This is a genomic window from Streptomyces tateyamensis (genome assembly GCF_003205575.1).
Taxonomy (GTDB): Bacteria; Actinomycetota; Actinomycetes; order Streptomycetales; family Streptomycetaceae; genus Kitasatospora; species Kitasatospora tateyamensis.
The window spans coordinates 1-23,895 of sequence record NZ_PYBW01000110.1 but is presented as its reverse complement, the minus strand read 5'-3'; the positions used below and the strand labels follow the sequence as shown (position 1 = coordinate 23,895).

General features: G+C 72.4%; 23 protein-coding genes. 13 read left to right on the top strand and 10 right to left on the bottom strand.

The genetic code is table 11. The features are described from left to right. The first annotated feature begins 62 nt into the window (after positions 1–62). A complete protein-coding gene (locus tag C7C46_RS26680) occupies positions 63–2,435 on the top strand; it encodes a Tex family protein (RefSeq protein WP_245984967.1) in 2,373 nt (790 codons plus the stop codon). A gap of 54 nt (positions 2,436–2,489) precedes the next feature. On the opposite strand, the gene C7C46_RS26675 is transcribed toward C7C46_RS26680, so the two are convergent. After that, positions 2,490–3,041, bottom strand: coding sequence for an NUDIX hydrolase (locus tag C7C46_RS26675; RefSeq protein ID WP_110672488.1), 552 nt, complete (start codon positions 3,039–3,041; stop codon positions 2,490–2,492). Positions 3,042–3,132: 91 nt separating this feature from the next. Between C7C46_RS26675 and C7C46_RS26670 the strand changes: the two genes are divergently transcribed. From C7C46_RS26670 to C7C46_RS26655, 4 genes are all read left to right on the top strand, one after another. Further along, positions 3,133–4,230, top strand: a complete 1,098-nt coding sequence (locus C7C46_RS26670; protein WP_110672487.1) for a type III polyketide synthase — start codon at positions 3,133–3,135, stop codon at positions 4,228–4,230. A gap of 14 nt (positions 4,231–4,244) precedes the next feature. Beyond that, the gene (locus tag C7C46_RS26665; protein ID WP_110672486.1) at positions 4,245–5,441 is read left to right on the top strand and encodes a cytochrome P450; all 1,197 of its coding nucleotides are present in this window, start codon (positions 4,245–4,247) and stop codon (positions 5,439–5,441) included. Then, positions 5,435–5,977: a cupin domain-containing protein gene (locus tag C7C46_RS26660; protein ID WP_110672485.1), complete on the top strand. Its 543-nt coding sequence runs from the start codon at positions 5,435–5,437 to the stop codon at positions 5,975–5,977. Before C7C46_RS26665 ends, C7C46_RS26660 begins: the two co-directional genes overlap by 7 nt. Positions 5,978–6,171: 194 nt before the next feature. Beyond that, positions 6,172–7,803: an acyl-CoA dehydrogenase family protein gene (locus C7C46_RS26655; RefSeq protein ID WP_110672484.1), complete on the top strand. Its 1,632-nt coding sequence runs from the start codon at positions 6,172–6,174 to the stop codon at positions 7,801–7,803. Between the two features lie 211 nt (positions 7,804–8,014). Here the strand turns inward: C7C46_RS26655 and C7C46_RS26650 are convergent, their stop codons facing one another. From C7C46_RS26650 to C7C46_RS26640, 3 genes are read right to left on the bottom strand one after another with little or no spacing between them, the layout of a single operon-like run. After that, positions 8,015–8,629, bottom strand: coding sequence for a GNAT family N-acetyltransferase (locus C7C46_RS26650; RefSeq protein WP_181442536.1), 615 nt, complete (start codon positions 8,627–8,629; stop codon positions 8,015–8,017). 54 nt (positions 8,630–8,683) lie between these two features. Next, positions 8,684–9,337, bottom strand: a complete 654-nt coding sequence (locus C7C46_RS26645) for a nitroreductase family protein (RefSeq protein WP_110672482.1) — start codon at positions 9,335–9,337, stop codon at positions 8,684–8,686. Between the two features lie 30 nt (positions 9,338–9,367). Continuing rightward, positions 9,368–11,005: an ABC-F family ATP-binding cassette domain-containing protein gene (locus C7C46_RS26640; RefSeq protein WP_110672481.1), complete on the bottom strand. Its 1,638-nt coding sequence runs from the start codon at positions 11,003–11,005 to the stop codon at positions 9,368–9,370. 281 nt (positions 11,006–11,286) lie between these two features. Here C7C46_RS26640 and C7C46_RS26635 point away from each other — a divergent pair, with 281 nt between their 5' ends. Further along, positions 11,287–12,900 carry an ABC-F family ATP-binding cassette domain-containing protein gene (locus tag C7C46_RS26635; RefSeq protein ID WP_110672480.1) on the top strand — a complete coding sequence of 538 codons (1,614 nt, stop codon included), beginning with the start codon at positions 11,287–11,289 and terminating at the stop codon, positions 12,898–12,900. Positions 12,901–12,978: 78 nt separating this feature from the next. Here C7C46_RS26635 and C7C46_RS26630 read toward each other — a convergent pair whose 3' ends face one another. Further along, a complete protein-coding gene (locus C7C46_RS26630; protein ID WP_110672479.1) occupies positions 12,979–14,292 on the bottom strand; it encodes a hypothetical protein in 1,314 nt (437 codons plus the stop codon). A 49-nt stretch (positions 14,293–14,341) separates the two neighbouring features. Further along, a complete protein-coding gene (locus C7C46_RS26625; RefSeq protein ID WP_110672478.1) occupies positions 14,342–14,887 on the bottom strand; it encodes a SigE family RNA polymerase sigma factor in 546 nt (181 codons plus the stop codon). A gap of 110 nt (positions 14,888–14,997) precedes the next feature. On the opposite strand from C7C46_RS26625, the gene C7C46_RS26620 reads away from it, so the two are divergent. Together C7C46_RS26620 and C7C46_RS26615 are read left to right on the top strand one after the other, a co-directional pair. Beyond that, positions 14,998–15,225, top strand: a complete 228-nt coding sequence (locus C7C46_RS26620) for a hypothetical protein (RefSeq protein ID WP_181442535.1) — start codon at positions 14,998–15,000, stop codon at positions 15,223–15,225. 3 nt (positions 15,226–15,228) lie between these two features. After that, a complete protein-coding gene (locus tag C7C46_RS26615; protein ID WP_110672477.1) occupies positions 15,229–15,606 on the top strand; it encodes a toxin Doc in 378 nt (125 codons plus the stop codon). On the opposite strand, the gene C7C46_RS26610 is transcribed toward C7C46_RS26615, so the two are convergent. Continuing rightward, positions 15,603–16,256 (bottom strand): Pr6Pr family membrane protein, encoded by a 654-nt coding sequence (locus tag C7C46_RS26610; RefSeq protein ID WP_110672476.1) that lies wholly within the window; start codon positions 16,254–16,256, stop codon positions 15,603–15,605. The two genes, C7C46_RS26615 and C7C46_RS26610, sit on opposite strands and share 4 nt — an antisense overlap. Before the next feature lie 42 nt (positions 16,257–16,298). Continuing rightward, entirely contained in the window at positions 16,299–17,027 is a 729-nt protein-coding gene (locus tag C7C46_RS26605; protein WP_110672475.1) for an EI24 domain-containing protein, read from the bottom strand. A 189-nt stretch (positions 17,028–17,216) separates the two neighbouring features. On the opposite strand from C7C46_RS26605, the gene C7C46_RS26600 reads away from it, so the two are divergent. The 3 genes from C7C46_RS26600 to C7C46_RS26590 are packed head-to-tail and all read left to right on the top strand — an operon-like array spanning position 17,217 to position 21,771. Then, entirely contained in the window at positions 17,217–18,365 is a 1,149-nt protein-coding gene (locus C7C46_RS26600) for a CaiB/BaiF CoA transferase family protein (protein WP_110672474.1), read from the top strand. Then, a complete protein-coding gene (locus C7C46_RS26595) occupies positions 18,362–19,576 on the top strand; it encodes an acetyl-CoA C-acetyltransferase (RefSeq protein WP_110672473.1) in 1,215 nt (404 codons plus the stop codon). The genes C7C46_RS26600 and C7C46_RS26595 overlap by 4 nt, the downstream gene beginning before the upstream one ends. A 29-nt stretch (positions 19,577–19,605) precedes the next feature. Next, entirely contained in the window at positions 19,606–21,771 is a 2,166-nt protein-coding gene (locus C7C46_RS26590; RefSeq protein ID WP_110672472.1) for a 3-hydroxyacyl-CoA dehydrogenase NAD-binding domain-containing protein, read from the top strand. A gap of 45 nt (positions 21,772–21,816) precedes the next feature. Here the strand turns inward: C7C46_RS26590 and C7C46_RS26585 are convergent, their stop codons facing one another. Next, positions 21,817–22,233, bottom strand: a complete 417-nt coding sequence (locus C7C46_RS26585) for an ATP-binding protein (RefSeq protein ID WP_110672471.1) — start codon at positions 22,231–22,233, stop codon at positions 21,817–21,819. Between the two features lie 167 nt (positions 22,234–22,400). Here C7C46_RS26585 and C7C46_RS26580 point away from each other — a divergent pair, with 167 nt between their 5' ends. Beyond that, on the top strand, positions 22,401–23,252 hold the full coding sequence (locus C7C46_RS26580; RefSeq protein WP_110672470.1) for a helix-turn-helix domain-containing protein: 852 nt from the start codon (positions 22,401–22,403) through the stop codon (positions 23,250–23,252). 9 nt (positions 23,253–23,261) lie between these two features. Beyond that, positions 23,262–23,453, top strand: a complete 192-nt coding sequence (locus C7C46_RS26575; RefSeq protein ID WP_110672469.1) for a hypothetical protein — start codon at positions 23,262–23,264, stop codon at positions 23,451–23,453. A 33-nt stretch (positions 23,454–23,486) separates the two neighbouring features. Here the strand turns inward: C7C46_RS26575 and C7C46_RS26570 are convergent, their stop codons facing one another. Further along, positions 23,487–23,795, bottom strand: coding sequence for a BMP family ABC transporter substrate-binding protein (locus C7C46_RS26570; RefSeq protein ID WP_110672468.1), 309 nt, complete (start codon positions 23,793–23,795; stop codon positions 23,487–23,489). Positions 23,796–23,895: the final 100 nt, after the last annotated feature.

Here is a 23,895-nt window from a genome sequence, read left to right as displayed (position 1 = left end):
CCTATAGCTGCCAGAATGCAGGGCGTACCCGCAAGGCAACTCTGGAGAAGGTGACCGGCTTCGTGACCACGCCAGCCGAAGAAGCAGTCGGGCGACGGATCGCCGAGGAACTCGGGGTTCGCGAGGGGCAGGTGAGGGCGGCCGTCGAGCTGCTGGACGGCGGTTCGACCGTGCCGTTCATCGCCCGCTACCGCAAGGAAGTCACCGGCGAGCTGGACGACGCCCAGCTGCGCACGCTGGAGGAACGGCTGCGCTACCTGCGCGAGCTGGAGGAACGCCGGGCCGCGGTGCTGGAGTCGATCGAGGCCCAGGGCAAGCTGGACGACGCGCTGCGCGCCCAGATCCTGGGCGCCGACTCCAAGGCCCGGCTGGAGGACATCTACCTGCCGTTCAAGCCGAAGCGCCGGACCAAGGCCCAGGCGGCCCGCGAGGCCGGCCTGGAGCCGCTGGCCGACACGCTGCTGGCCGACCCGGACCAGGACCCGGCCGCGGTGGCGGCCGGCTACCTGAACGAGCAGGTGGCCGACACCGCCGCCGCGCTGGACGGAGCCCGGTCGATCCTGGTCGAGCGGTTCGGCGAGGACGCCGACCTGGTCGGTTCGCTGCGCGAGCGGATGTGGACCCGGGGCCGTCTGGTGGCCAAGGTCCGCAGCGGCAAGGAGCAGGACGGTGCCAAGTTCGCCGACTACTTCGACTTCGCCGAGCCCTACACCAAGCTCCCCTCGCACCGGATCCTGGCCATGCTGCGCGGCGAGAAGGAGGAGGTGCTCGACCTCGAACTCTCCCCGGTGGACGGCGAGGAGGGCGGCGACCTGCCCGGCGAGAACGACTACGAGCAGCGGATCGCCGCCCGGTTCGGCATCGCCGACCGCGGCCGGCCCGCCGACAAGTGGCTGACCGACACGGTGCGCTGGGCCTGGCGGACCAGGATCCTGGTCCGGCTCGGCCTGGACCTGCGCGGCCGGCTGCGCCAGGAGGCCGAGGACGAGGCGGTCAGGGTGTTCGCCGCCAACCTGCGCGACCTGCTGCTCGCCGCGCCGGCCGGCACCCGGGCCACCATGGGCCTGGACCCGGGCTTCCGCACCGGCGTCAAGGTCGCCGTGGTGGACGCGACCGGCAAGGTGGTCGCGCACGACACCATCTACCCGCACCAGCCGGCCAACAAGTGGGACGCCGCGCTGCACACCCTGGCCACGCTGGCCGCCAAGCACCAGGTGGACCTGGTCGCGATCGGCAACGGCACCGCCTCGCGGGAGACCGACAAGCTGGCCGAGGACCTGATCAAGCGTCACCCCGAGCTGAAGCTGACCAAGGCGATCGTCTCCGAGGCCGGCGCCTCGGTCTACTCCGCCTCGGCCTTCGCCTCCCAGGAGCTGCCGGACCTCAACGTGTCGATCCGCGGCGCGGTCTCGATCGCCCGCCGGCTGCAGGACCCGCTGGCGGAGCTGGTCAAGATCGACCCCAAGTCGATCGGCGTCGGCCAGTACCAGCACGACCTGAGCGAGGCCAAGCTGTCCCGCTCGCTGGACGCGGTGGTCGAGGACTGCGTGAACGCGGTCGGCGTGGACGTGAACACCGCCTCCGCCCCGCTGCTCACCCGGGTCTCGGGCGTGACCGCCACGCTGGCCGAGAACATCGTGGCGCACCGCGACGCGAACGGCCCGTTCCGCACCCGCAAGGCGCTCAAGGACGTGGCCCGGCTGGGCCCGAAGGCCTTCGAGCAGTGCGCCGGCTTCCTGCGCATCCCCGGCGGTGACGACCCGTTGGACGCCTCCTCGGTGCACCCCGAGGCCTACCCGGTGGTGCGCCGGATCCTGGCCAGAACCGGTGGCACGGTCAAGGAGCTGATCGGCAACGGCGCGGTGCTGCGCTCGCTCAGGCCGTCCGAGTTCGCCGACGAGACCTTCGGCATCCCGACTGTGACCGACATCCTGGGGGAGCTGGACAAGCCGGGCCGCGACCCGCGGCCGGCCTTCCGCACCGCCACCTTCAAGGAGGGCGTCGACACCATCGGCGACCTGGTGGTGGGCATGGTGCTGGAAGGGGTGGTGACCAACGTGGCCGCGTTCGGCGCCTTCGTGGACGTGGGCGTGCACCAGGACGGGCTGGTCCACGTGTCGGCGCTCTCCTCGCGGTTCGTCAAGGACCCGCGCGAGGTGGTGAAGTCGGGCGACGTGGTGACCTGCAAGGTGGTCTCGGTGGACGTGCCGCGCAAGCGGATCGGACTGACCCTGCGGCTGGACGAGGAGACGCCCAAGGGCGGCGGCTCCGGCCGGGACCGGGGCGAGCGCGCCGACCGGGGCGGGGAGCGGGGCGAGCGCGGTGACCGCGGGCCGCGGCCGCCGCGGCAGGACCGGCGCAGCTCCGCCGCGCCGGCGCCGGTGGCCAACAGTGCGATGGCGGACGCGCTGCGGCGGGCCGGGCTGGGCAAGTAGGCCGACGCCGCCGGGGGGGCGCGGGGCAGCGGCCTCGCGCCCCCCCGGGTGCGGTCAGCCGCCGTACTGTTCGGCGGCCAGCGTGATCAGCTCGGCCCGCCAGCCCTCGTGCTCCAGCAGCGCCGCGGCCTCGGCCACCGTCACCGCCCGCACCTCGACCACCTCCTCGCCGTCGTCCGGGTTGGTGGGCGCCGTGTCCACCAGTACCTCGGCCCAGCCCCAGAGCCAGGCCTTCTCCGGGTGCGGCTGCCAGGGCCGGTAGGGGACCGGCCGGTCCGTCACCGCGCGGTGCGCGCCCAGCCAGACCGGCTCGCCGAGCAGCCGGGCGCCGGCCTCCTCGCGCAGCTCGCGGACCAGGCAGTCCCGGACCGACTCGCCCGACTCCCGGGTCCCGCCGGGCAGGAACCAGTGGTTCTTGGCGTCGCGGCAGAGCACCACCCGGCCGTTCGGGGTGAACCCGATCAGGTGGATGTTGGTGATCAGTTCGTCCGGCGGCAGGACCACTGCGAACTGCGCGTCGATACCGCCCCACTCCCAGCGCTGCGGGGCGAAGAGCGCGGGGAATCGGTCCTCGGGTTGGCTGCTGAGCTCAGCGGTTTCGGTCATCGGGCGATCGTAGTCCGCGGACCGGGCGCGGTGGCGCCGCCCGTCACTCACCGTATGCGCACCGTATGCTTATGGTGATGTGTCAGGTGATATGGCTGTGGCCGAGGAGGCTGAAGGTATGGCAGTGCTCTGCAGGCCGGCGACCGAGGTGCCGGAACACGTCATCACCATGGACGACACCCTGGCGATCGCCCGCGACCTGCACCGGGACCACCCGGACCTGGAGCTGGTGCTGCGGCTGATCAGCCACACCGGGGTGAGCAAGCGCCACCTGATCCAGCCGGTCGAGCGGACGCTGAGCCACCCGGGCTTCGAGGAGCGCAACCTGCTCTTCACCAGCGAGGCGAAGAAGCGGGTGCCGCCGGTGGTCCGCCGGGCGCTGGACCACGCGGGGCTGACGGCGAGTGAGATCGACCTGATCGTCTTCGTCTCCTGCACCGGGTTCAGCATGCCCTCGCTGACCGCCTGGCTGATCAACGAGCTGGGGTTCGACCCGCACACCCGCCAGCTGCCGATCGCCCAGCTCGGCTGCGCGGCCGGCGGTGCGGCGATCAACCGCGCGCACGACTTCTGCCTTGCCTACCCCGGGCGCCACGCGCTCGTGGTGGCCTGCGAGTTCTGCTCGCTCTGCTACCAGCCCACCGACCTCGGGGTCGGCCAGCTGCTCTCCAACGGCCTGTTCGGCGACGCGGTGGCGGCCGCCGTGGTGCGCGGCGAGAACGAGGGGTACGGGGTGCGGCTGGAGCGCAACGGCTCCTACCTGATCCCGCACACCGAGGAGTGGATCTCCTACGCGGTGCGCTCCACCGGCTTCCACTTCCAGCTGGACAAGCGGGTGCCCGGCACCATGGAGCCGCTCGCCCCGGTGCTGGTGGAGCTGGCCGAGCAGCAGCAGTGGAAGGCCTCGAAGCTGGACTTCTACGTGGTGCACGCGGGCGGCCCGCGGATCCTGGACGACCTGGGCACCTTCCTGGACGTGCCCAGGGAGGCGTTCCGGCACAGCCGGGCCACCCTCACCGAGTACGGCAACATCGCCAGCGCCGTGGTGCTGGACGCGCTGGGCCGCCTCTTCGAGGAGGGCAAGGCACTGGACGAGCACCGGGGCATCCTGGCCGGCTTCGGCCCCGGGATCACCGCCGAGGTGGCGCTGGGCACGTGGACCGACCGCCGGCGCAACCGGCCGATGTGAGCGGAGGGCTACCGATGGAGCGAGGGCCGGTCACCGAGTGGACCGTGGACGACCTGGACGAGCTGGCCTACGACCCGGTGATGGCGGACGCGCTGACCCGCGAGCGGCTGGGCCTGGTCCGGCTGCCGCACGGCGAGGGGGAGGCCTGGCTGGCGGGCAAGTACGCCGACGTCACCAGGGTGACCTCGGACGCGCGGTTCAGCCGGGCCGCGCTGCTGCGGCAGAACGTCACCCGGCTGGCGCCCAACCCGGTCCCGCTGCACGACGCGGTGGGCTTCGCCGACCCGCCCGAGCACGCCCGGCTGCGGCGCTCCGCCTCGCAGGCGTTCACCCACCGCCGGATCGAGCAGCTGCGCCCGAGGTGGCGGGAGCTGGCGTCGGATCTGGTGGCCGCGATGGTGCGGGACGGGGCACCGGCCGACCTGGTCGCCCGGGTGTACGCGCCGTTCGCGATGCACGGGATGAGCGAGCTGATGGGCATCCCGGAACCGGACCGGGAGCAACTGGTCGCCTGGGCCGGTCAGATCATCAGCGGCGCGAACCCGCCGGAGGTGAGCGAGCGCGCCAAGCACGAGGTCAGCGCCTACTTCGACCGGCTGGCCGACCAGCGGCTGGCCGAGCCGCAGGACGACCTGATCAGCCACCTCCTGGAGGGCGAGCGGGCGGGGGAGCTGACCCGGGACCAACTGGTGGGCTTCGCCGTGCTGATGCAGCTGAGCGGCATGATGGCGGTGCGGTGCAACAGCTCCACCATGGCCTACACCCTGCTCACCAGGCCCGAGTTGTGGCAGCGGCTGGTCGCCGAGCCGGCGCTGGTGCCGCAGGCGGTGGAGGAGCTGCTGCGCTGGGTGCCGCACCGCAACGCCGTCGGCCAGGCGCGGATCGCCACCGAGGACGTGGAGTTGGGCGGGGTGCTGGTGCGGGCGGGGGAGGCGGTGCACTCCTCGTACGTGGCGGCCAACCGGGATCCGGAGGTCTTCGAGCGCCCGCACGAGCTGGACTTCGACCGGGCGCCCAACCCGCACCTGGCCTTCGGCCACGGACCGCACTACTGCGTGGGCGCGGCCTTCGCCCGGATGGAGACCCAGGTGCTGCTGGCCACCCTGCTCGACCGGCTGCCGCAGTTGCGGCTGGCCGTGCCGCCGGAGCAGGTGCCGTGGCGGCGGGGTGAGTTGATCCGCGGGCCGCGTGAGCTGCCGGTGGCCTGGTGAGCGGGCTGGTGCTGCCCCCGGGGGGCGGGCGGAAGTTGATCGGGCCGGCCCAGCACGTCACCTTCAAGATCACCGGAGAGCGCAGCGCGGTGGGCTCGCTGTTCGAGGTGGTGGTCCCGGTCGGCTTCGACGTCGGGGCGCACCGGCACCAGCGCAGCGAGGAGTTCTTCTACGTGCTGGAGGGGGAGGTGGACATGTTCGCCTTCGAGCCCGAGGTACGCACGGCCGGTGGCTGGGAGCACTGGCGCTCGGCGGAGGGCGAGACGGTCCGCCGGGGCACCCCGGGCGCGCTGATCCACATCCCCGCGGGCGTGCCGCACGGCTTCGCCAACGCCGGGCCGGCCCCCGCCCGGATGCTCTTCCAGGCCGCGCCGCCGCCGGACCACGAGCGCTACTTCGAGGAGCTCCTGGACCTGCTGGCCGACGGCCCGCCCCCGGAGGGCGCGGTGGACGCGCTGCGCCGCCGCTGGGACATCGAGCAGCTGACCCCGCTGCGGCCGGGGGTACCGCTCGTGTGCGTCGATGGGGCACAGTGAACCCGACACCTAGACCCTCCGGCCATTGGGGGGCGGCGTCGCGACGCCCGGACTCTCGCCTGGACGGCTTCTCCTCAGTCGCCGATGCTCCGCATGGACTCCTTCGTCGGCGCCGCCCAGACTCGGCCCGGACGCCGCTCCTTCATCCACCCCCCAATGGCCGGAGGGTCTTCCTCACGAGTAGGGAGCCGACCGTGCCGCACACCCACGAGGTCACCAACCAGGTCCCGCTGCCCTACGGGCACAACACCGCCGAGGACCCGGCCCTGCTCGCCGCGCTGCACCGGTCCGGCGCCGGGTGGGCCGAGGCGGAGCTGCGCGAGCTGGGCGCGCTGGGCGGCAGCGAACAGGCCTGGGAGTGGGGGCGGCTGGCCAACGAGCACGAGCCGGTGCTGCGCACCCACGACCGGTTCGGGCACCGGATCGACGAGGTGGAGTTCCACCCCGCCTGGCACCAGCTGATGACGGTCGCCGTGGAGCACGGCCTGCACGCCGCCCCCTGGCGAGACCCGCGACCCGGCGCGCACACCGCGCGGGCCGCCAAGTTCTACCTGTGGAGCCAGGTCGAGGCCGGCCACGGCTGCCCGGTCTCGATGACCTACGCGGCCGTGCCGGCGCTGCGCACCACCCCCGCGTTGGCCGACTGGCTGGAGCCGCTGCTGGCCTCCCCCGTCTACGACTTCGGCCTGCGCGAGCCGCACGGCAAGCGCGGCCTGATCGCCGGTATGTCGATGACCGAGAAGCAGGGCGGCTCGGACGTGCGGGCCAACAGCACGGTGGCGCTGCCGGCCGGGGACGGCAGCTACCACCTCACCGGCCACAAGTGGTTCACCTCCGCGCCGATGTCCGACGTGTTCCTGACGCTGGCCCAGGCGCCGGGCGGGCTCAGCTGCTTCGTGCTGCCCCGGGTGCTGCCCGACGGCACCCGCAACGGGCTGCGGATCCAGCGGCTGAAGGAGAAGCTGGGCAACCGGTCCAACGCCTCGGCCGAGCTGGAGTACGAGGAGGCGGTCGGCTGGCTGGTCGGGGAGGAGGGGCGCGGGGTGCGGACCATCATCGAGATGGTCAACATGACCCGCCTCGACTGCACCCTGGGCGCCGCCGCCGGGATGCGCTACGGGGTCCAGCGCGCGGTCCACCACGCCGACCACCGGCGGGCGTTCGGGACCGAGCTGGTGCACCAGCCGCTGATGCGCAACGTGCTGGCGGACCTGGCGGTGGAGTCGGAGGCGGCCACCACGGTGGCGCTGCGGCTGGCCGAGGCGACCGACCGCTCGCTGGCCGGGGACGAGGGGGAGGCCGACTTCCGCCGGTTGGCGCTGGCCGTCACCAAGTACTGGGTCTGCAAGCGCGGCCCGATGCACGCGGCCGAGGCGCTGGAGTGCCTGGGCGGCAACGGGTACGTCGAGGAGTCGGGGCTGCCGCGGCTGTACCGGGAGGCGCCGCTGGTCTCGATCTGGGAGGGCTCCGGGAACGTGGCCGCGCTGGACGCACTGCGCGCGATGGCCCGCAGCCCGCAGTCGGTGCAGGCGTACTTCGGCGAGCTGGACGCGGTGGCCGGCGCGGACCGGCGGCTGGACCAGGCGGTGGCCGAACTGCGCAAGGAGCTGGGCGACCTGGCCGAGGTGGAGTACCGGACCAGGCGGCTGGTGGAGCGGATGGCGGTCACCCTGCAGGCGGCGCTGCTGGTGCGCCACTCGGTGCCGGCGGTGGCGGAGGCGTTCATCGCCTCGCGGGTGGCGGGGGACCACGGCGGGGCATTCGGCACGCTGCCGGTGGGGGTGGACACGGAGAGCATCCTCGCGCGGGCCCGGATGGCCGGCTGAGCCCGGCACGGGGGCCGCGAACGCGTCCGGCCCGCCGGGTGGGGGCCGGCGGGCCGGAGTTTCGGGGCGGCTGACGCAACGTCAGCCGGTGCAGCGCCGTCGGTCGTGGGGTGCACCAAAAATGGCCCAGGCCGACTCGGCACGTCAAGGCTCGATCCGGCGCCGAAGACTGTGTTACGCCCCCCTTAAGACGGCCGGCCGCCGGCCGGCGTCAGCAGCCGGCCCGCTCCTTGATCCAGATCAGCTTCTGCCCGGTCTCGGCGGGCGCGGCCGGCACCCTCTCGACCACCCGGTCCAGCCGGTAGTCGAGCTTGCGCGGCACCGCGGCGCTGGCCGCGTTGGCCTGGTCGCAGTGGATCTCCACCCGGTCGACGTCGGGCAGCGCCAGGGCGGCCTCGGTCAGCGCTGCCGCGCCGTTGGTGGCCAGCGAGCGGCCGGTGTACTCCTTGGCGATCCAGTAGCCGATCTCCAGCGCGCCCGGCCCGACCCGCCGGTGCAGGCCGAACATGCCCAGCACGCTGCCGGGTTCGGCCTGGTGGCTGAGCACGTACAGGAAGTCGGTGCGGTCCTCCCAGAGCTGCCAGCCCGCCTTGGTCATCTCGGCGGTGCGGGCCAGGCTCGGCACCTCGGTGGCCCAGGGCATCCAGGGGCGCAGGTGGTCGATGTTGCGCACGATCACCGCGTTGACGGCGGGTACGTCGGCCAGCGTGCGGCGGCGCAGCTGGTACCCGCCGGGCAGGTCGATCAGCTCGGGGGGCGGGACGGCGGCCGAGGTGGGGGTCGGCGGTGCGGTGCCGCTGACAGGGCCGTCGGTAGAGTCGTTCATGACAGAAATCATCGCAGCAGGACCGCGCCGCCGACCAGGAAATTTCACGGGGCGTCAGAGCCGGACCAGCACCTCGTCAAGCTCCTTGCGGTGAAGATCGGGCACCACCGCGCCGTCCGCCGGGTAGCCCACCGGGATCACGTAGGCGGCGCGCTCCTGCGGCGGGCGGTCGCAGACCTCGTTGAGGAACCGCATCGGGCTCGGCGTGTGGGTCAGGGTGGCCAGTCCCGCCTGGTGCAGGGCTGCCAGCAGCAGGCCGACCGCGATCCCCACCGACTCCTTGGTGTAGTACGGGCGCGGCGAGTCGGGGCCCTTGTGCACCTCGAAGACCACGATCACGGCCGGCGCGTCCTCCAGGAACGGCTTGTGCCAGTCGGTGCCGATCGGGGCCAGCGCGGCCAGCCACTCGGCGGAGGCGCGGTGCTGGTAGAACTCGCGCTCCTCCGCCTCGGCCGCCTCGCGCAGGCGCCGCTTGCGCTCCGGATCGGTGATCACCACGAAGCGCCAGGGCTGGACGTGCGCGCCGCTGGGTGCGGTGGCGGCGGTGCGGATCGCCCACTCCAGCACGCCGTCCGGCAGCGGGCGGCGGGAGTAGTCGCGGACGGTGCGGCGCTGCGCCATCACCTGGTGGAAGCTCCGGGCGCGGTCCGCGGCCTGGTGGGCCGGGACCGCGTGCGGGCGGAGCGGGACGGTCGGATAGGTCGTCATACGACGCAGTATTCGATGCCCCGCTGTGGTCTAAACCTCTGTCAGCCTGCCGTCGGCGACCGCGATCCGCCGGTTCACCGAGACCGTCTCCAGCATCCGCCGGTCGTGGGTGACCAGCAGCAGGGTGCCGGTGTAGGAGGCCAGCGCCTGCTCCAACTGCTCGATCGCCGCCAGGTCCAGGTGGTTGGTCGGCTCGTCGAGCACCAGCAGGTTCACCCCGCGGGCCTGCAGCATGGCCAGCGCCGCCCTGGTCCGCTCGCCGGGCGACAGGGTGCCGGCCGGGCGCAGCACGTGCACCGCCTTGAGCCCGAACTTGGCCAGCAGGGTGCGGATGTCGGCCGGGTTCAGCTCCGGCACCGCCAGGCCGAAGGCGCTCAGCAGGGGCTCCTCGCCGAGGAAGAGCCCGCGCGCCTGGTCCACCTCGCCGATCACCACGCCCGAGCCCAGCGCGGCCTGGCCGGAGTCGAGTTCGAGCCGGCCCAGCAGCGCGGCCAGCAGGGTGGACTTGCCGGCCCCGTTGGCACCGGTGATCGCCACCCGGTCCGCCCAGTCGATCTGCAGGTCGACCGGCCCGAAGGCGAACTCACCGCGCCGCACGGCAGCCTGACGCAGCGTCGCGACCACCGAGCCGGACCGCGGGGCCGCGGCGATCTCCATCTTCAGCTCCCACTCCTTGCGCGGCTCCTCCACCTCCTCCAGCCGCTCGATCATCCGCTGGGTCTGCTTGGCCTTGGCGGCCTGCTTCTCCGAGGAGGAGACGGCGGCGGCCTTGCGGGCCTTGTCGCTGTCCGGGCTCTTCTTCAGCGCGTTCCGGGTGCCCTTGTCCGACCAGGCCTTCTGCATCCGGGCCCGGGCCTCCAGGCCGGCCCTGGTGTCGGCGTACTCCTCGTAGTCCTCGCGGGCGTGCCGGCGGGCCCGGGAGCGCTCCTCCAGGTAGGAGTCGTAGCCGCCGCCGTACTGGTTGACCTGCTGCTGGTGCAGGTCCAGCTCGACCACCCGGGTCACCGTGCGGGCCAGGAACTCGCGGTCGTGGCTGATCAGCACCGTGCCGGCGCGCAGCCCGTGGACGAAGGCCTCCAGCCGCTCCAGCCCGTCCAGGTCCAGGTCGTTGGTCGGCTCGTCCAGCAGGAAGACGTCGTAGCGGGAGAGCAGCAGCGAGGCCAGCCCGGCCCGGGCGGCCTGGCCGCCCGACAGGCCGGTCATCGGCTGGTCCAGTCCGACCGCCAGGCCGAGCGAGTCGGCCACCTGCTCGGCCCGCTCCTCCAGGTCCGCGCCGCCCAGGTCCAGCCAGCGGTCCAGCGCCTCGGCATAGGCGTCGTCGGAGCCCGGGCGGCCCTCGACCAGGCCCTCGGTGGCCTCGTCCAGCGCGGCCTGCGCGTCGGCCACCCCGGTGCGGCGGGCCAGGAAGGCGCGCACCGACTCGCCGGGGCGCCGGTCGGGCTCCTGCGGCAGGTGGCCCACCGTGGCGGTGGGCGGGCTGAGCGAGATCGAGCCGCCCTCCGGCTGGTCCAGGCCGGCCAGCAGGCGCAGCAGGGTGGACTTGCCGGCCCCGTTCACCCCGACCAGGCCGACCACCTCCCCGGGGGCGACCACCAGATCCAGGCCGGTGAAGAGGGTGCGCTCACCGTGGCCGGCGGCGAGGTCCTTGGTGACGAGAGTGGCGCTCATGATGGCTCGATCGTATCGGGCGGCGCGCAAACCCTTTGCGTCCCCGGGGGCGGGCTCGTACTCTCGATCCCGTTGCCCCTTTCTGATCGGAGAAGGCCGTTGCTCTACTGAGGTCCTGAGACACCGCTCCCGCGCTGTTGAGTCGCGCGGTGATTCCGGAGTGTGCTCGCGATCTCGGTACGAGGCCTTCTGCGGCCCGGCCGTCCTGCGTCAGCCTTCCCGCCGCTGCGGTGTCTCCCGTGTTGCTCATCCCCTTGTCAGCAACCCCGTAGGAGGCCACCTTGGCACCGAGCACCACCACCGCGATCCTGTGCACCGACCTCAGCTTCGAATGGCCCGACGGCAAGCCGGTGCTGGAGGGGTTCCACCTGGCCGTCGGCCCGGGCCGGACCGGCCTGATCGGCCTCAACGGCGCCGGCAAGTCCACCCTGCTGCGCCTGCTGGCCGGCCGGCTCACCCCGACCAGCGGCACCGTGCGGATCGGCGGCGAGGTCGGCTACCTGCCGCAGGACCTGGCCCTGGAGACGGGGCTGCGAGTCGACGAGGCCCTCGGCATCCGGGCCCAGCGCGAGGCGCTGCACGCGATCGAGTCCGGTGACGCGGCCGAGCAGCACTTCACCGTGCTCGGCGACGACTGGGACGTCGAGGAGCGGGCCCGCGCCGCGCTCGACAAGCTGGGCCTGGCCAAGCTCGATCTGGACCGCACCACCGGCGAACTGTCCGGCGGTGAGGCGGTGCTGCTGCGGCTGGCCGCCGTGCTGCTGCGCCGCCCGGACGTGCTGCTGCTGGACGAGCCGACCAACAACCTGGACCGCTCGGCCCGGCAGCGCCTCTACGAGGCGGTGAGCAGTTTCGGCGGCGCGCTGCTGCTGGTCAGCCACGACCGCGAGCTGCTCCAGTACATGGACCAGATCGCCGACCTGCGGGACGGCGAAGTCACCCTCTACGGCGGCAACTTCGCCGCCTACGAGGCGGCGGTGGCGGCCGAGCAGGAGACCGCCGAACGCCTGATCCGCAATGCCGAGGCGGATGTCCAGCGCCAGCAGCGGGACCTGGTCGAGGCGAACGTCCGGCTGGCCCGCAGCGCCAGCTACGGCAAGCGCAAGTCCGCCCAGCGCAACGACCCGAAGATCCTGGCCGGCGCGTTCAAGCGCAAGGCGGAGAACACCGCGGGCCGGGTGCGCGGGCTGCACGCCGAGCGGCTGGCCGAGGCCAGGGAGCGGCTGGTTGCCGCCGAGGAGGCGTTCCACGAGGACGCCGAGATCCGGATCGACCTGCCGCGTACCGAAGTCCCCTCCGGGCGTACGGTGTTGAGCACCGAGAACCTGCGGCTGAGCACCGGGGCGGCGGTCAAGCTGGAGCTGCGCGGCCCCGAGCGGATCGCCCTGGTCGGCCCGAACGGCGCCGGCAAGACCACCCTGCTGCGCACCATCGCGGGCGAACTGCGGCCGCTGGAAGGCGTGGTGAACACCATCTCGGCCACCCGCTACCTGCCGCAGCGCCTCGACCTGCTGGACGACGCGCTGAGCGTGGTGGACAACGTCAAGGCGCTGGCCCCCGGCATCGGGGACAACCTGGTCCGGGCCAGGCTGGCCCGGTTCCTGTTCCGCGGCGCCCGGGCCGAGCAGCCGGCCGGCACGCTCTCCGGCGGCGAGCGGTTCCGGGCCACCCTGGCGGCCCTGCTGCTGGCCGACCCGCCGCCGCAGCTGCTGCTGCTGGACGAGCCGAGCAACAACCTCGACCTGGCCAGCATGCGGCAGCTGACCGAGTCGCTGGAGTCCTACCGGGGCGCACTGGTGGTGGTCAGCCACGACGCGGAGTTCCTGCGCCGGCTCGGGCCCACCCGGTGGCTGCGGCTGGACGAGTCCGGGCTGGCGCCGGTGGATCCGCTGTAACGGCCGTCGGGGGCCGGCCCGGGGCCGGGCGGGCCGGCCCCCCGACGGTGCGTCACCCGGCTCAGCCCTGGCGGTGCGTCACTTGGCAGGCCCGTGCCAGTTCGGGCTGAGGGCGATCGCCTTGAGCTGGTTCACCGTCAGGGTCGGCTCGGCGCGGGTCACCGAGCCCTTGTAGTCGGTGCTGTTGAAGCTCTCCACCCGGACCAGCAGGTGGTCCGGGCGCAGCACCGACACCTCGCTGTGGATCACGCCCGGGTACCCGGAGAACTCCGGCTGCTGATCGGTGGTCAGCACCTTGGTGCCGTCCGGCTGGGTGGTGGCGTCGGTGAACTGGTTGGCGATGTCGCCCCCGGTGTACGGGCTCTGCTGGTAGACGCTCCAGTCCTCCACGTTCACCCGCACCAGGCTCCGGCCGTGCCCGTCGTCCACCTGGAAGGTGGCGAAGGAGTCCTCGCCGCCCGCCTGGAGCTCGGTCAGGCCGGCCGGCAGCAGCGGGGCGGTGGTCTGCAGGATCTGCTGCAGCGGGAGGGGGAGCCAGAGGTGCGCCGCCGGGTCCAGCGCGATCGGGTCGCTGTGCACCCCGGTGGTGACGGTCAGCCAGAGCGGGTTCTTGGCCAGACCGGGCAGCAGGAGGCCCAGCGGCGGCTCCGGGCGGGTCACCACCATGTCCCGGCCGGTGTTGTGCGCGGCGGCGGTCACCACCACCCCGTCCGGCTGCTGGAGCTGGACCTCCCAGTCGATCGCGGTGTGCCCGTTGAGCTGGCTGCTGGTCGTCATGTCGCGCAGGTACGCGCCGCCCGGCATCGTGGTGCGCTCGCAGGTGAGGGTGGGCACCGGCTTCTCGGGGCACTTCAGGCCCTTGACGCCGAGGTCCAGCGGGCTCGGGTAGGCCCGGACGTTGATCGAGATCAGGCCGGAGCCCTGGCCGTCGGTGACGGTGTACTGGGCGAACGGCCCGTCGACCTTCAGCTGGGGGTCGTGCACCGCGCCCTGGGCGGTGCCGTCGGAGAGCTTGGCATCGCGCGGCAGTTGCTGCTTGAGCAGGTCGAGCATCTGGGCGGCGGTCACCGGGTCGGCGAGCTTGGCGGGCGTGGGGGGCGGGGAGGCGGCCGGGTCGGACGGGCCGGGGCTCGGCGAGGTGGCCGCCACCAGCCGGTGGCCCGGGCCGGTGGGACGCAGCTGGGTGGCGAGCACCCCGGTGCCGGCCACCACGGCCACGGCCGCGGCACTGGCCAGTACGGCGCGGTGCAGCTTCTTGCGCCGGCCGCGCCGGTGCGCGCCGGTGGCCAGCTGTTCGGGCTGCGGGACTGGGCAGGCCGCGGCTGCCGCCCGCAGGGCATCACTGAGTTCGTCCGAAAAGTCCGAAAAAGGAGTCTCGTCCTCAGAAGGCATGGTGGAACACCGCTTTCAGGATCGGTGAAGTGAAGTCTCGCGCCCCGGCTCAGCGGCGGGCGGGCTCGTCCGCGAAGGAGGCGAAGGAGTCGCCGAGCAGCGCGCGCATCCGGCCCAGCGCGCGGTGGGTGCGCGAGCGGACGGCGGTGGAGCTCAGCTGGAGGTCGGCGGCGGTCTCCTCGACACTGCGGTCCTCCCAGAATCGCAGTACCAGTACCGCCCGGTCCTGCGGCGAGAGCTGCCGCAGGGCCTGGAGGAGAGTCAGCCGCAGTGCCGAATCACCGTCGGTGACGGCGAGTTCGGGGAACTCCTCGGTCACCTTCTCGGTGCTGCTGCGCCGGCGGCGCAGCGACAGGAAGGCGTTGGCCAGCACCGTCTGGGCGTACCCGGCCGGGTTCTCCAGCCGGGAGAGCCGGCGCCAGCGCACGAACATCCGGCTCAGCGCCTCCTGCACCAGGTCCTCGGCCAGATGGGCGTCGCCGCCGGTCAGCAGATAGGCCGTGCGGAACAGCTGGGGGCTGCGGGCCCTGGCGAACTCCAGGAAGTCCAGCGGACCCGGTGGTTCGCCCTGCTCGATCGTCGGTGACTGGTCCATGCCTCGGTAACGCAATGGGTGTTCGGTCCTGTTGCAGGGATCGGGCAGGTTTTCGCAGGCTTTCCGGGAGGCCCTGCCGGGCCCGGTACCGCTCCGGTACCCTGAGCCGCATGCCGGCTCTCAACATCGAGTACACCGAGGCGGAACTGGCCGCCATCCGGGAGGCCGCCGCCGCCGACGGAAAGACCGTCAAGGCCTACGTGCACGATCTGAGCGTGCGTGAGCAGCAGCGCCGGACCTTCGTGAACCACGCGGTGGCGTTCTGGAACGCGCACCTGGAGGAGTTCGACGCCGCGTTCCCCGAGGACGCCCCCGGCGCCAACCGCAGCGCGGCCTGACCGATGACGACCATGCTGCGTGTCGACATCCGGTGGCTGCTGGACGTCCAGGAGCAGGCCTCGCCGGAGGACCTGAGCGTGCGTGACTACTCCGCGCTGCAGGCCGCGGTGGCCCGGCACCGGGTCAACACCGCACAGTTGGGCCACGACGCCGACGCGGCGTGGTGCGCGGCGGCACTGATGCACACCATCGTCCTGCTGCGCCCGCTGCCGGTGCGCAACAACCTGTACGCGTGCATGGCCACGGCCGCCTACATGCACGCCGCCAAGGAGGGCATCGACCCGCCGTACGGCGCCCTGGTCGAACTGGCCCGCGACGTGGCCGACACCAAGGCGGACGTCTTCGCCGCCGCGGACCGGATCCGCGGCTGGCGGATCTAGGGAACCTGCTCGAGCGGCTGCGGGGCGCGGCGGAGCCTGGTGCCCAGGCGGTCCAGGCCCACCACGAGGGCGGCCAGGACGACGAACTCCACCGTCAGCTGGGCGATCTGCAGCCACACGTAGCCGTAGCCCTTCTCGGTGGGGTCGAAGAAGAAGTACGGGTACTTGTTCTCGAACCCCGGGAAGAGCGCCGCCCGAGCCATCGTCACCGCGGCGTAGCCGAGCGGGAAGGCGAGCCAGAGCGGGATGTCCCGCCACCGCGAGGCGTTGCGCGGGCTCAGCAGCAGCCAGTCCAGCAGCACCATCACCGGGGTGGTGTAGTGCAGCAGGAAGGTGGACCAGTTCTGCAGCCGGTCCGGCCCCGAGGTCAGGCCTGGCAGCGGGTTGGCACCGTGGTTGAGCAGGATGTGCGCGACCAGCCCGGTGATCAGCAGGTAGAGCGTGGCCGCCCCGCGAAGCCGCGGCGCGGGCGCGTCCACCGTGCCGCGGCGGACCATCCAGTACACCGCGCCGGCGAAGGTGCCGAGCGCGATCACGTTGCTCTCCACCGTGAAGTAGACGAGCGAGCTGGTGCCCAGGGCCAGCCCGAGCCCGGCGGACAGCACGATGGCCAGGCGCCACCAGAGGGCGGGGCGGGTCCAGATGTTCATCAGCGGGTCACCAGGGGATCGGGGCGGGCGGATCGCCGTACTCTACCCGCGAGTAGGGTGCGGGCGCTCTGCGGTGCTCAGGCCGGTGGCGAGCAGCGCCGCCCCGGCGACCGCACCCGGCATCAGCACGACGGTGGCCAGCGGCACCAGGAAGGCCAGCACCAGCGGTGCCCCGAACCCGACCGCCAGCGCCCGCCGCCCGCGCAGCCGTTCGGTGGCCGGCACCCCGTGCAGCTCGAACGCCATGCCGGTCAGCTCCACCGTCAGGAAGTACCCCGAGACCAGCACCCCGAGCACCGGCGCCAGCACTTGGCCGACCACCGGCACGCAGCCCAGCAGGAAGAGCCCGACCCCGCACCCGGCCGCCCGCAGCGCCACCCTGAACCCGCCGACCAGGGAGTCGAGGATGCCGACTTCCGGCGCACCGGGCGGCGGCGCCACCTCGCGGACCAGCCGCTCGTAGAACGGCTGACCGATCGCCAGGGTCAGTCCGGTGAAGGCGACCACGCCGAGCAGCAGCGCGCCGGCCGCCGTCAGCACGGTGACCAGGTCGCGGAACGAGCGCTGCCAGCCCGGCGACCAGTGCGCGGCGAACGGGGTGGCCCAGTCCACCAGGTCGCCGAGCCACCAGAAGAGCGCCGCCAGTGCCGCGCCGATCAGCACCAGCGCGACCAGCGCGGGCACCATCCCGAACACCCACCAGCGCGGATGGCGAGCCACCCACCGCTGGCCCCGCCAGAGTCCCGCTATGCCCGCCACCAGGTCCGTCATGGCGGTCAGGGTAGTGGACCTTGATCCCGGTGGGTGCGGGGGTGGGCGCGGGGCGTGGGGGACCCCAGCTGCTGCGGCGCCCAGGTCCCGCGACGCTCTGACCCCCGCCACCCTTGTTACTGGCGAGTCACCGGCATACCATCCCGAGTGTTACAGCTCCACTGTCATGCTCCGGGAGGCGAGGGCGAGGTGCCGACACCGCAGAGCGCGAGCGGCCCGCTGGCCGGAGTCCGGGTGGTCGAACTGGCCGGCATCGGCCCCGGCCCGTTCGCCGCGATGCTCCTCGGCGACCTGGGCGCCGATGTGGTCCGGGTGGACCGCCCGCACGGCTCGCCGCTGGCCGGCGACCCGGCGCTCGACCTCACCAACCGCAACAAGCGCTCGGTCTTGGTCGACCTCAAGTCCCCGGGCGGCGCCGCGACGGTGCTCGACCTGGTGGCCCGCGCCGACCTGCTGATCGAGGGCTACCGCCCCGGCGTCGCCGAGCGCCTTGGCGTCGGCCCGGCGCAGTGCCTGGCCCGCAACCCCGCGCTGGTCTACGGCCGGATGACCGGCTGGGGCCAGGACGGCCCGCTGGCCGCCACTGCCGGCCACGACATCGACTACACCGCGCTGACCGGCGTGCTGTCGATGATCGGTCCGCCCGACGGTCCGCCCGCGATCCCGGTCAACCTGCTCGGCGACTACGCGGGCGGCTCGCTCTACCTGGCGGTCGGCCTGCTCGCCGCCCTGCAGCACGCCCGCAGCACCGGCACCGGCCAGGTGGTGGACGCCGCGATCGTCGACGGCACGGCCCATCTGGCGACCCTGTTCTGGGGTCTGCTGGCCCAGGGCCAGTGGCAGGAGCGGCGCGGCGCCAACCTGCTGGACGGCGGCGCCCCCTGCTACGCCACCTACCAGGCGCGTGACGGCGGCTGGTTCGCGGTCGGCGCCCTGGAGCCGCAGTTCTACGCCGAGTTCGCCCGCCTGCTCGAACTGCCCGCCGACGCACCGGCGCAGTACGACCTGGCCCGCTGGCCGGAGTTGCGGGCGCTGATCGCGACCCGGTTCGCCACCCGCACCGCAGCCGAGTGGTCCGCGGTGTTCGCCGGTTCGGACGCCTGCGTGACCCCGGTGCTGACACTTCGTCAGGCAGCCGCCGACCCGCACCTGAGCTCTCGCGGCACCTATCTCGAACACGACGGGCTCACCCAGCCCGCCCCCGCGCCGCGGTTCTCCGTCACCCCCGGGGCACTGCGCCGCGCGCCGGCCCGACCCGGCGCCGACACCGCCGAGGTCGCCCGCGACTGGCACGTCCCCGCTCTGCTGGACCCTGACCACTGTGAGAGGAAGCCGTGAGCACCGAAGCGTTCATCTACGAGGCGATCCGCACCCCGCGCGGGCGCGGCAAGCAGGGCGGCGCCCTGCACGGCACCAAGCCGATCGACCTGGTGGTCGGCCTGATCAAGGAGATCCAGCGCCGACTGCCCGGCCTGGACCCGGCCGCGATCGACGACATCGTGCTCGGCGTGGTCAGCCCGCTCGGCGACCAGGGCTCCGACATCGCCCGGATCGCCGCCGTCGCGGCCGGCCTGCCCGACACGGTGGCCGGCGTGCAGGAGAACCGCTTCTGCGCCTCCGGCCTTGAGTCGGTCAACCTGGCTGCGGCAAAGGTTCGTTCGGGCTGGGAGGACCTGGTGCTGGCGGGCGGAGTCGAGTCGATGTCGCGGGTCCCGATGGGTTCCGACGGCGGCGCCTGGGCGATGGACCCGATGACCTCCTTCGACGTCAACTTCGTGCCGCAGGGCATCGGCGCCGACCTGATCGCCACCCTCGGCGGCTTCTCCCGCGCCGATGTGGACGCCTACGCCGCCGAGTCGCAGGCCCGCGCCGCCAAGGCGCAGGCCGACGGCCTGTTCGACCGCTCGGTGGTCCCCGTGCTGGACCGCAACGGCCTGGTGGTGCTGGAGCGCGACGAGTACCTGCGCCCGAGCACCACGGTGGAGACCCTCGCCGCCCTCAAGCCCGCCTTCGCCACCATCGGCGAACTCGGCGGCTTCGACGCCATCGCGCTGCAGAAGTACCACTGGGTCGAGAAGATCGACCACGTGCACACCGCCGGCAACTCCTCCGGCATCGTGGACGGCGCCTCGCTGGTGGCGATCGGCAACCGCGAGATCGGCGAGCGGTACGGGCTGCGCCCGCGGGCCCGGATCGTCTCCGCCGCCGTCTCCGGCTCCGAGCCGACCATCATGCTGACCGGCCCCGCGCCCGCCACCCGCAAGGCGCTGGCCAAGGCCGGGCTGACCGCCGCCGACATCGACCTGGTCGAGATCAACGAGGCCTTCGCCTCCGTGGTGCTCCGCTTCATCGGCGAACTCGGCTTCTCGCCCGAGCAGGTGAACGTCAACGGCGGGGCCATCGCGCTCGGCCACCCGCTCGGCGCCACCGGCGCGATGATCCTGGGCACCCTGATCGACGAGCTCGAGCGCCGCGAACTGCGCTACGGCCTGGCCACCTTGTGTGTCGGCGGCGGCATGGGCATCGCCACCGTCATCGAGCGCATCTGACCACCCCTTCTGTTCTGGAGACAACTCTCATGAGCGAGACGACCGTTATCCGCTGGGAGCAGGACCAGGAGGGCATCGTCACCCTGGTCCTGGACGATCCCCAGCAGTCCGTGAACACCATGAACGCCGCCTTCACCGCGGAGTTCGTGGCGGTGGTGGAGCGGCTGGCCGCCACCGACGGCCTGCGCGGGGTCATCATCACCTCGGCTAAGAAGACCTTCTTCGCCGGCGGCGACCTGAAGATGCTGGGCAAGGTGGACGCCGAGCGGGCCGGGGAGTTCCTGGCCGGCTCGCTGAAGCTGAAGCAGGCGATGCGCACCCTGGAGACCCTGGGCAAGCCGGTGGTCGCCGCGATCAACGGCAGCGCGCTGGGCGGCGGCCTGGAGCTGGCGCTGGCCTGCCACCACCGGGTGGCGCTGGATGTGAAGGGGAGCAAGCTGGGCTTCCCCGAGGTGACGCTGGGCCTGCTGCCGGGCGGCGGCGGCGTGGTGCGCACCGTGCGATTGCTGGGGCTGGCGGACGCGCTGCTGAAGTGGCTGCTGACTGGGCGTCAGTATGCCCCGGCCGCAGCTGTCGAGAACGGGCTGGTCCACGAACTGGCCTCGTCGCCTGAGGAGTTGCTGGCGAAGGCGCGCGCCTTCGTGGTCGCCCACGAGAGTGCCCAGCAGCCGTGGGACGTCAAGGGATACAAGATCCCGGGCGGCACCCCGTCGACCCCGGCCCTCGCCGCGCAGCTGCCCGCGTACCCCGCGAACCTGCGCAAGCAGCTGAACGGCGCGCCGTACCCCGCGCCGCGCAACATCCTGGCGGCGGCGGTGGAGAGCAGCCAGGTGGACGTGGACACCGCGTTCGTCATCGAGGCGCGCTACTTCACCGAGCTGGCGGCCGGGCAGACCGCGAAGAACATGATCCAGGCGCTCTTCTTCGACATGAACGCCGTGAACGCGGGAGCCTCGCGGCCGGCCGTCGAGGGGAAGCCGGTCACCCGGGTCGCCGTTCTGGGCGCCGGCATGATGGGCGCGGGCATTGCGTACTCCTGCGCCCGGGCCGGGCTGGACGTCGTCCTCAAGGACGTCTCGCTCGACTCCGCTGAGCGTGGAAAGGCTTACTCCGCAGGCCTGTTGGACAAGGCGGTGGCCCGTGGCCGGAAGACCGCCGCCCAGCGCGACGAGTTGCTCGCCCGGATCAAGCCGACCGCCTCCGTGGCCGACCTGGCGGGGTGCGACGTCGTCATCGAGGCGGTCTTCGAGAACGTCGAGCTCAAGCACCAGGTGTTCCAGGAGGTGCTGGGCGTCGTCGCCCCCGACGCGCTGCTCTGCTCCAATACCTCCACGCTGCCGATCAGCCTGCTGGCCAAGGCGGTCGACCGCGACCAGGACTTCATCGGCCTGCACTTCTTCTCGCCGGTGGACAAGATGCCGCTGGTCGAGATCATCCGCGGCGAGCGGACGGGGGAGGAGGCCGTCGCGCGCGCCTTCGACCTGGTCCGCGCGATGGGCAAGACCCCGATCGTGGTCAACGACTCGCGCGGCTTCTTCACTTCGCGGGTGATCGGCCAGTTCATCAACGAGGGCGTGGCGATGGTCGCGGAGGGCATCGAGCCCGCCTCGATCGAGCAGGCCGCCGCCCAGGCCGGGTACCCCGCCAAGGTCCTCTCGCTTCTGGACGAACTCACCCTCACCCTGCCGCGCAAGATCCGCGCTGAGGCGCGGCGGGCCGTGGAGGAGTCGGGCGGTGTCTGGGAGCCCCACCCGGCCGAGGCGGTTCTCGACCGCATGGTCGAGGAGTTCGACCGCCCGGGCCGCAGCGGCGGCGCCGGCTTCTACGACTACGCGGAGGACGGCAGCCGCCTCGCCCTCTGGCCGGGCCTACGCGAGCACTTCGCCCGCCCCGACCACTCGATCCCCTTCACCGACATGAAGGAGCGCATGCTCTTCGCCGAGGCCCTGGACTCCGTCCGCTGCCTCGACGAGCGCGTCCTCACCTCGGTCGCCGACGCCAACGTGGGCTCCATCCTCGGCATCGGCTTCCCGGCCTGGACGGGCGGCGTCCTCCAGTACATCAACGGCTACGAGGGCGGCGTCGCCGGCTTCACCGCCCGCGCCCGGGAGCTGGCGGCTGCGTACGGGGCGCGGTTCACCCCGCCGCCGCTCCTGGAGCGGCTGGCGGCGGAGGGCGGCACCTTCACCGACTGACATCCCCCTCGCGGTGCTGGTGGACCCACACCACCAGCACCGCACCTACCACCCGGTGCGCCGAACTCCCGCCACCACGGCCTTCCCCCGCACCGCACGCGGGGCCACGCCCCATACCTCGCTCAGGGCCTCCACCAGCACCAACCCGCGTCCGCCACTCGCCTCCCCATCGGACGTCCTGAGGCGCGGCCACCCCTCCCCGGGATCGGAAACGGCGAGCCAGTAGTACCCGTCGGCGGTCCAGAAGACGAGCTCGATCGTCTCGTCCTCGCCGGCCGACGCACCGTACTTGATCGCATTCGTCGCCAATTCCGAGGCCAGCAGCCGCAGCTCGTAGGAAAGCTGGGGAGGGCAGGGCTTGGGAAGCGCATCGAAGATCGCGCGCCGGACGCGCGGGACAGAGGCGAGCTGGGCGGGGAACCGCCAACTGCGGGGGATGGCGGGGATCTCGATTCCAGGCATGGCGGACTCCTCGCGGGAGGCGAATGCCGACTGTGATCAGTGGCTACTCGAAGCTAGCCACGCCCGGGGCAAAGCGCCACCGATTCAGTGGCAATTGCCACCATTGAGTTGGACTGAACCCGGCCACCCACGGCACACTGGCCCCAACCTCAGTCCGAGAGGATGGAATGGCTACCCGTCAGACCCCAACGGAGCGGCAGCGCCGCCTCGGCGCAGAACTTCGCAAGCTCCGGACTGCCGCCGGGGTGAGTACCGACTACGCCGCAGGCCTGCTCGGGGTGGACCGTACGAAGATCTCCAACATGGAGTCAGGCATCCGCGTCATCACGCCGGAACGCGTGCGCACACTGACCAGCAACTACGACTGTGCCGACTCTGCGTACATCGACGCCCTGTCCGCCATGGCCGACGGCTCCGAGCAGGGCTGGTGGGAGCAGTACCGGGGCACCCTGCCGTCCGGTCTGCTGGACATCGCGGAACTGGAGTGGTGCGCAGCGCGCCTTCAGACCATGCAGACCGTCCACGTCCCAGGTCTGCTACACACGGAGGACTATGCTCGGGCGATCTTCGCCGCAGTCCTTCCGCCGCTGTCCCGTCTGGAGATCGAACTGCGCGTGACCCATCGGATGGCCCGTCAGCAGGTTCTCGACCGAGCGGCCCCGCTGCCGTACATCGGCTACGTCCACGAGGCCGCCCTCCGGATGCACTTCGGCGGCCGCAAGGTGATGCGCGCCCAACTCGACCGCCTCTGCGTCGAGTCCGAGCGCGACAACCTCACCATCCGCGTCGTCCCGGTGGAGTGCGGCAGCTTCCCCGGCGCCGGTCACGCCCTCCTCTACGCGGAAGGCGCGGTACCCCAACTCGACACGGTGCAACTCGACTCCGCACATGGCCCCGAATTCCTGGGAGCCGAGGCCCAGTTGGCCAAGTACCGCGCACACCTCGACTGGATGGCCGCCGCAGCCCTCCCCACCACCGAGTCACGCGACTTCATACACGCCATCGCCCACCAGCTCTAGGAGCCCCCGATGCCTGACATCACCTGGGAACCCCCCTTCTGCGGCGAGGGCAACAACTGCTTCCGCCTGGGCACGGACGCCGCCGGCAACGCGTACATCGCGGTCGCCGGCCAGGAGGAGCGGCCACTCACGGACTCCCGCGCTGCGCTCCGCGCCCTGATCCAGGACATCAAGGCGGGGAAGGCGGACCATCTCCTCTGACACCAAGCCTGCACTCGGCAGGTGGAGCTGTAGTCAACTTCCTGGCCGGTGCTGGAGCGTGGCCACCTGCTGCGAGACCACTGTAGGCGCATCGTCAGCGCGTACGGATTCGACGTTCGCAGGGGAGCCGGTCGCTACCGGTCCGACGATGCTGAATCGCGTCGCAGCCGATCCGCTTGCTACAGCGCCGGCCGCTTGGTCGAAGGCAGGGCCGATGGTGACAACGAGATCGCAGTGCTGGCTCACCAGACCCGCCAGGTAGGGCGCGGCCTTCGCGGCGGTATCGGCCGGTTGGATGACCTGCTGAACGTTCTTGCTGCTCTGCGCGGCCGTGGTCTGCATCGCCGCCCAGAGCTTGGAAACCTGGTCGTCCTTGCTCGCGGTAGCGCTGTCGGTGGCCAGGCACGCGGTTGCGCGGCTGGCCTCGGGTATTCAGCGGGTC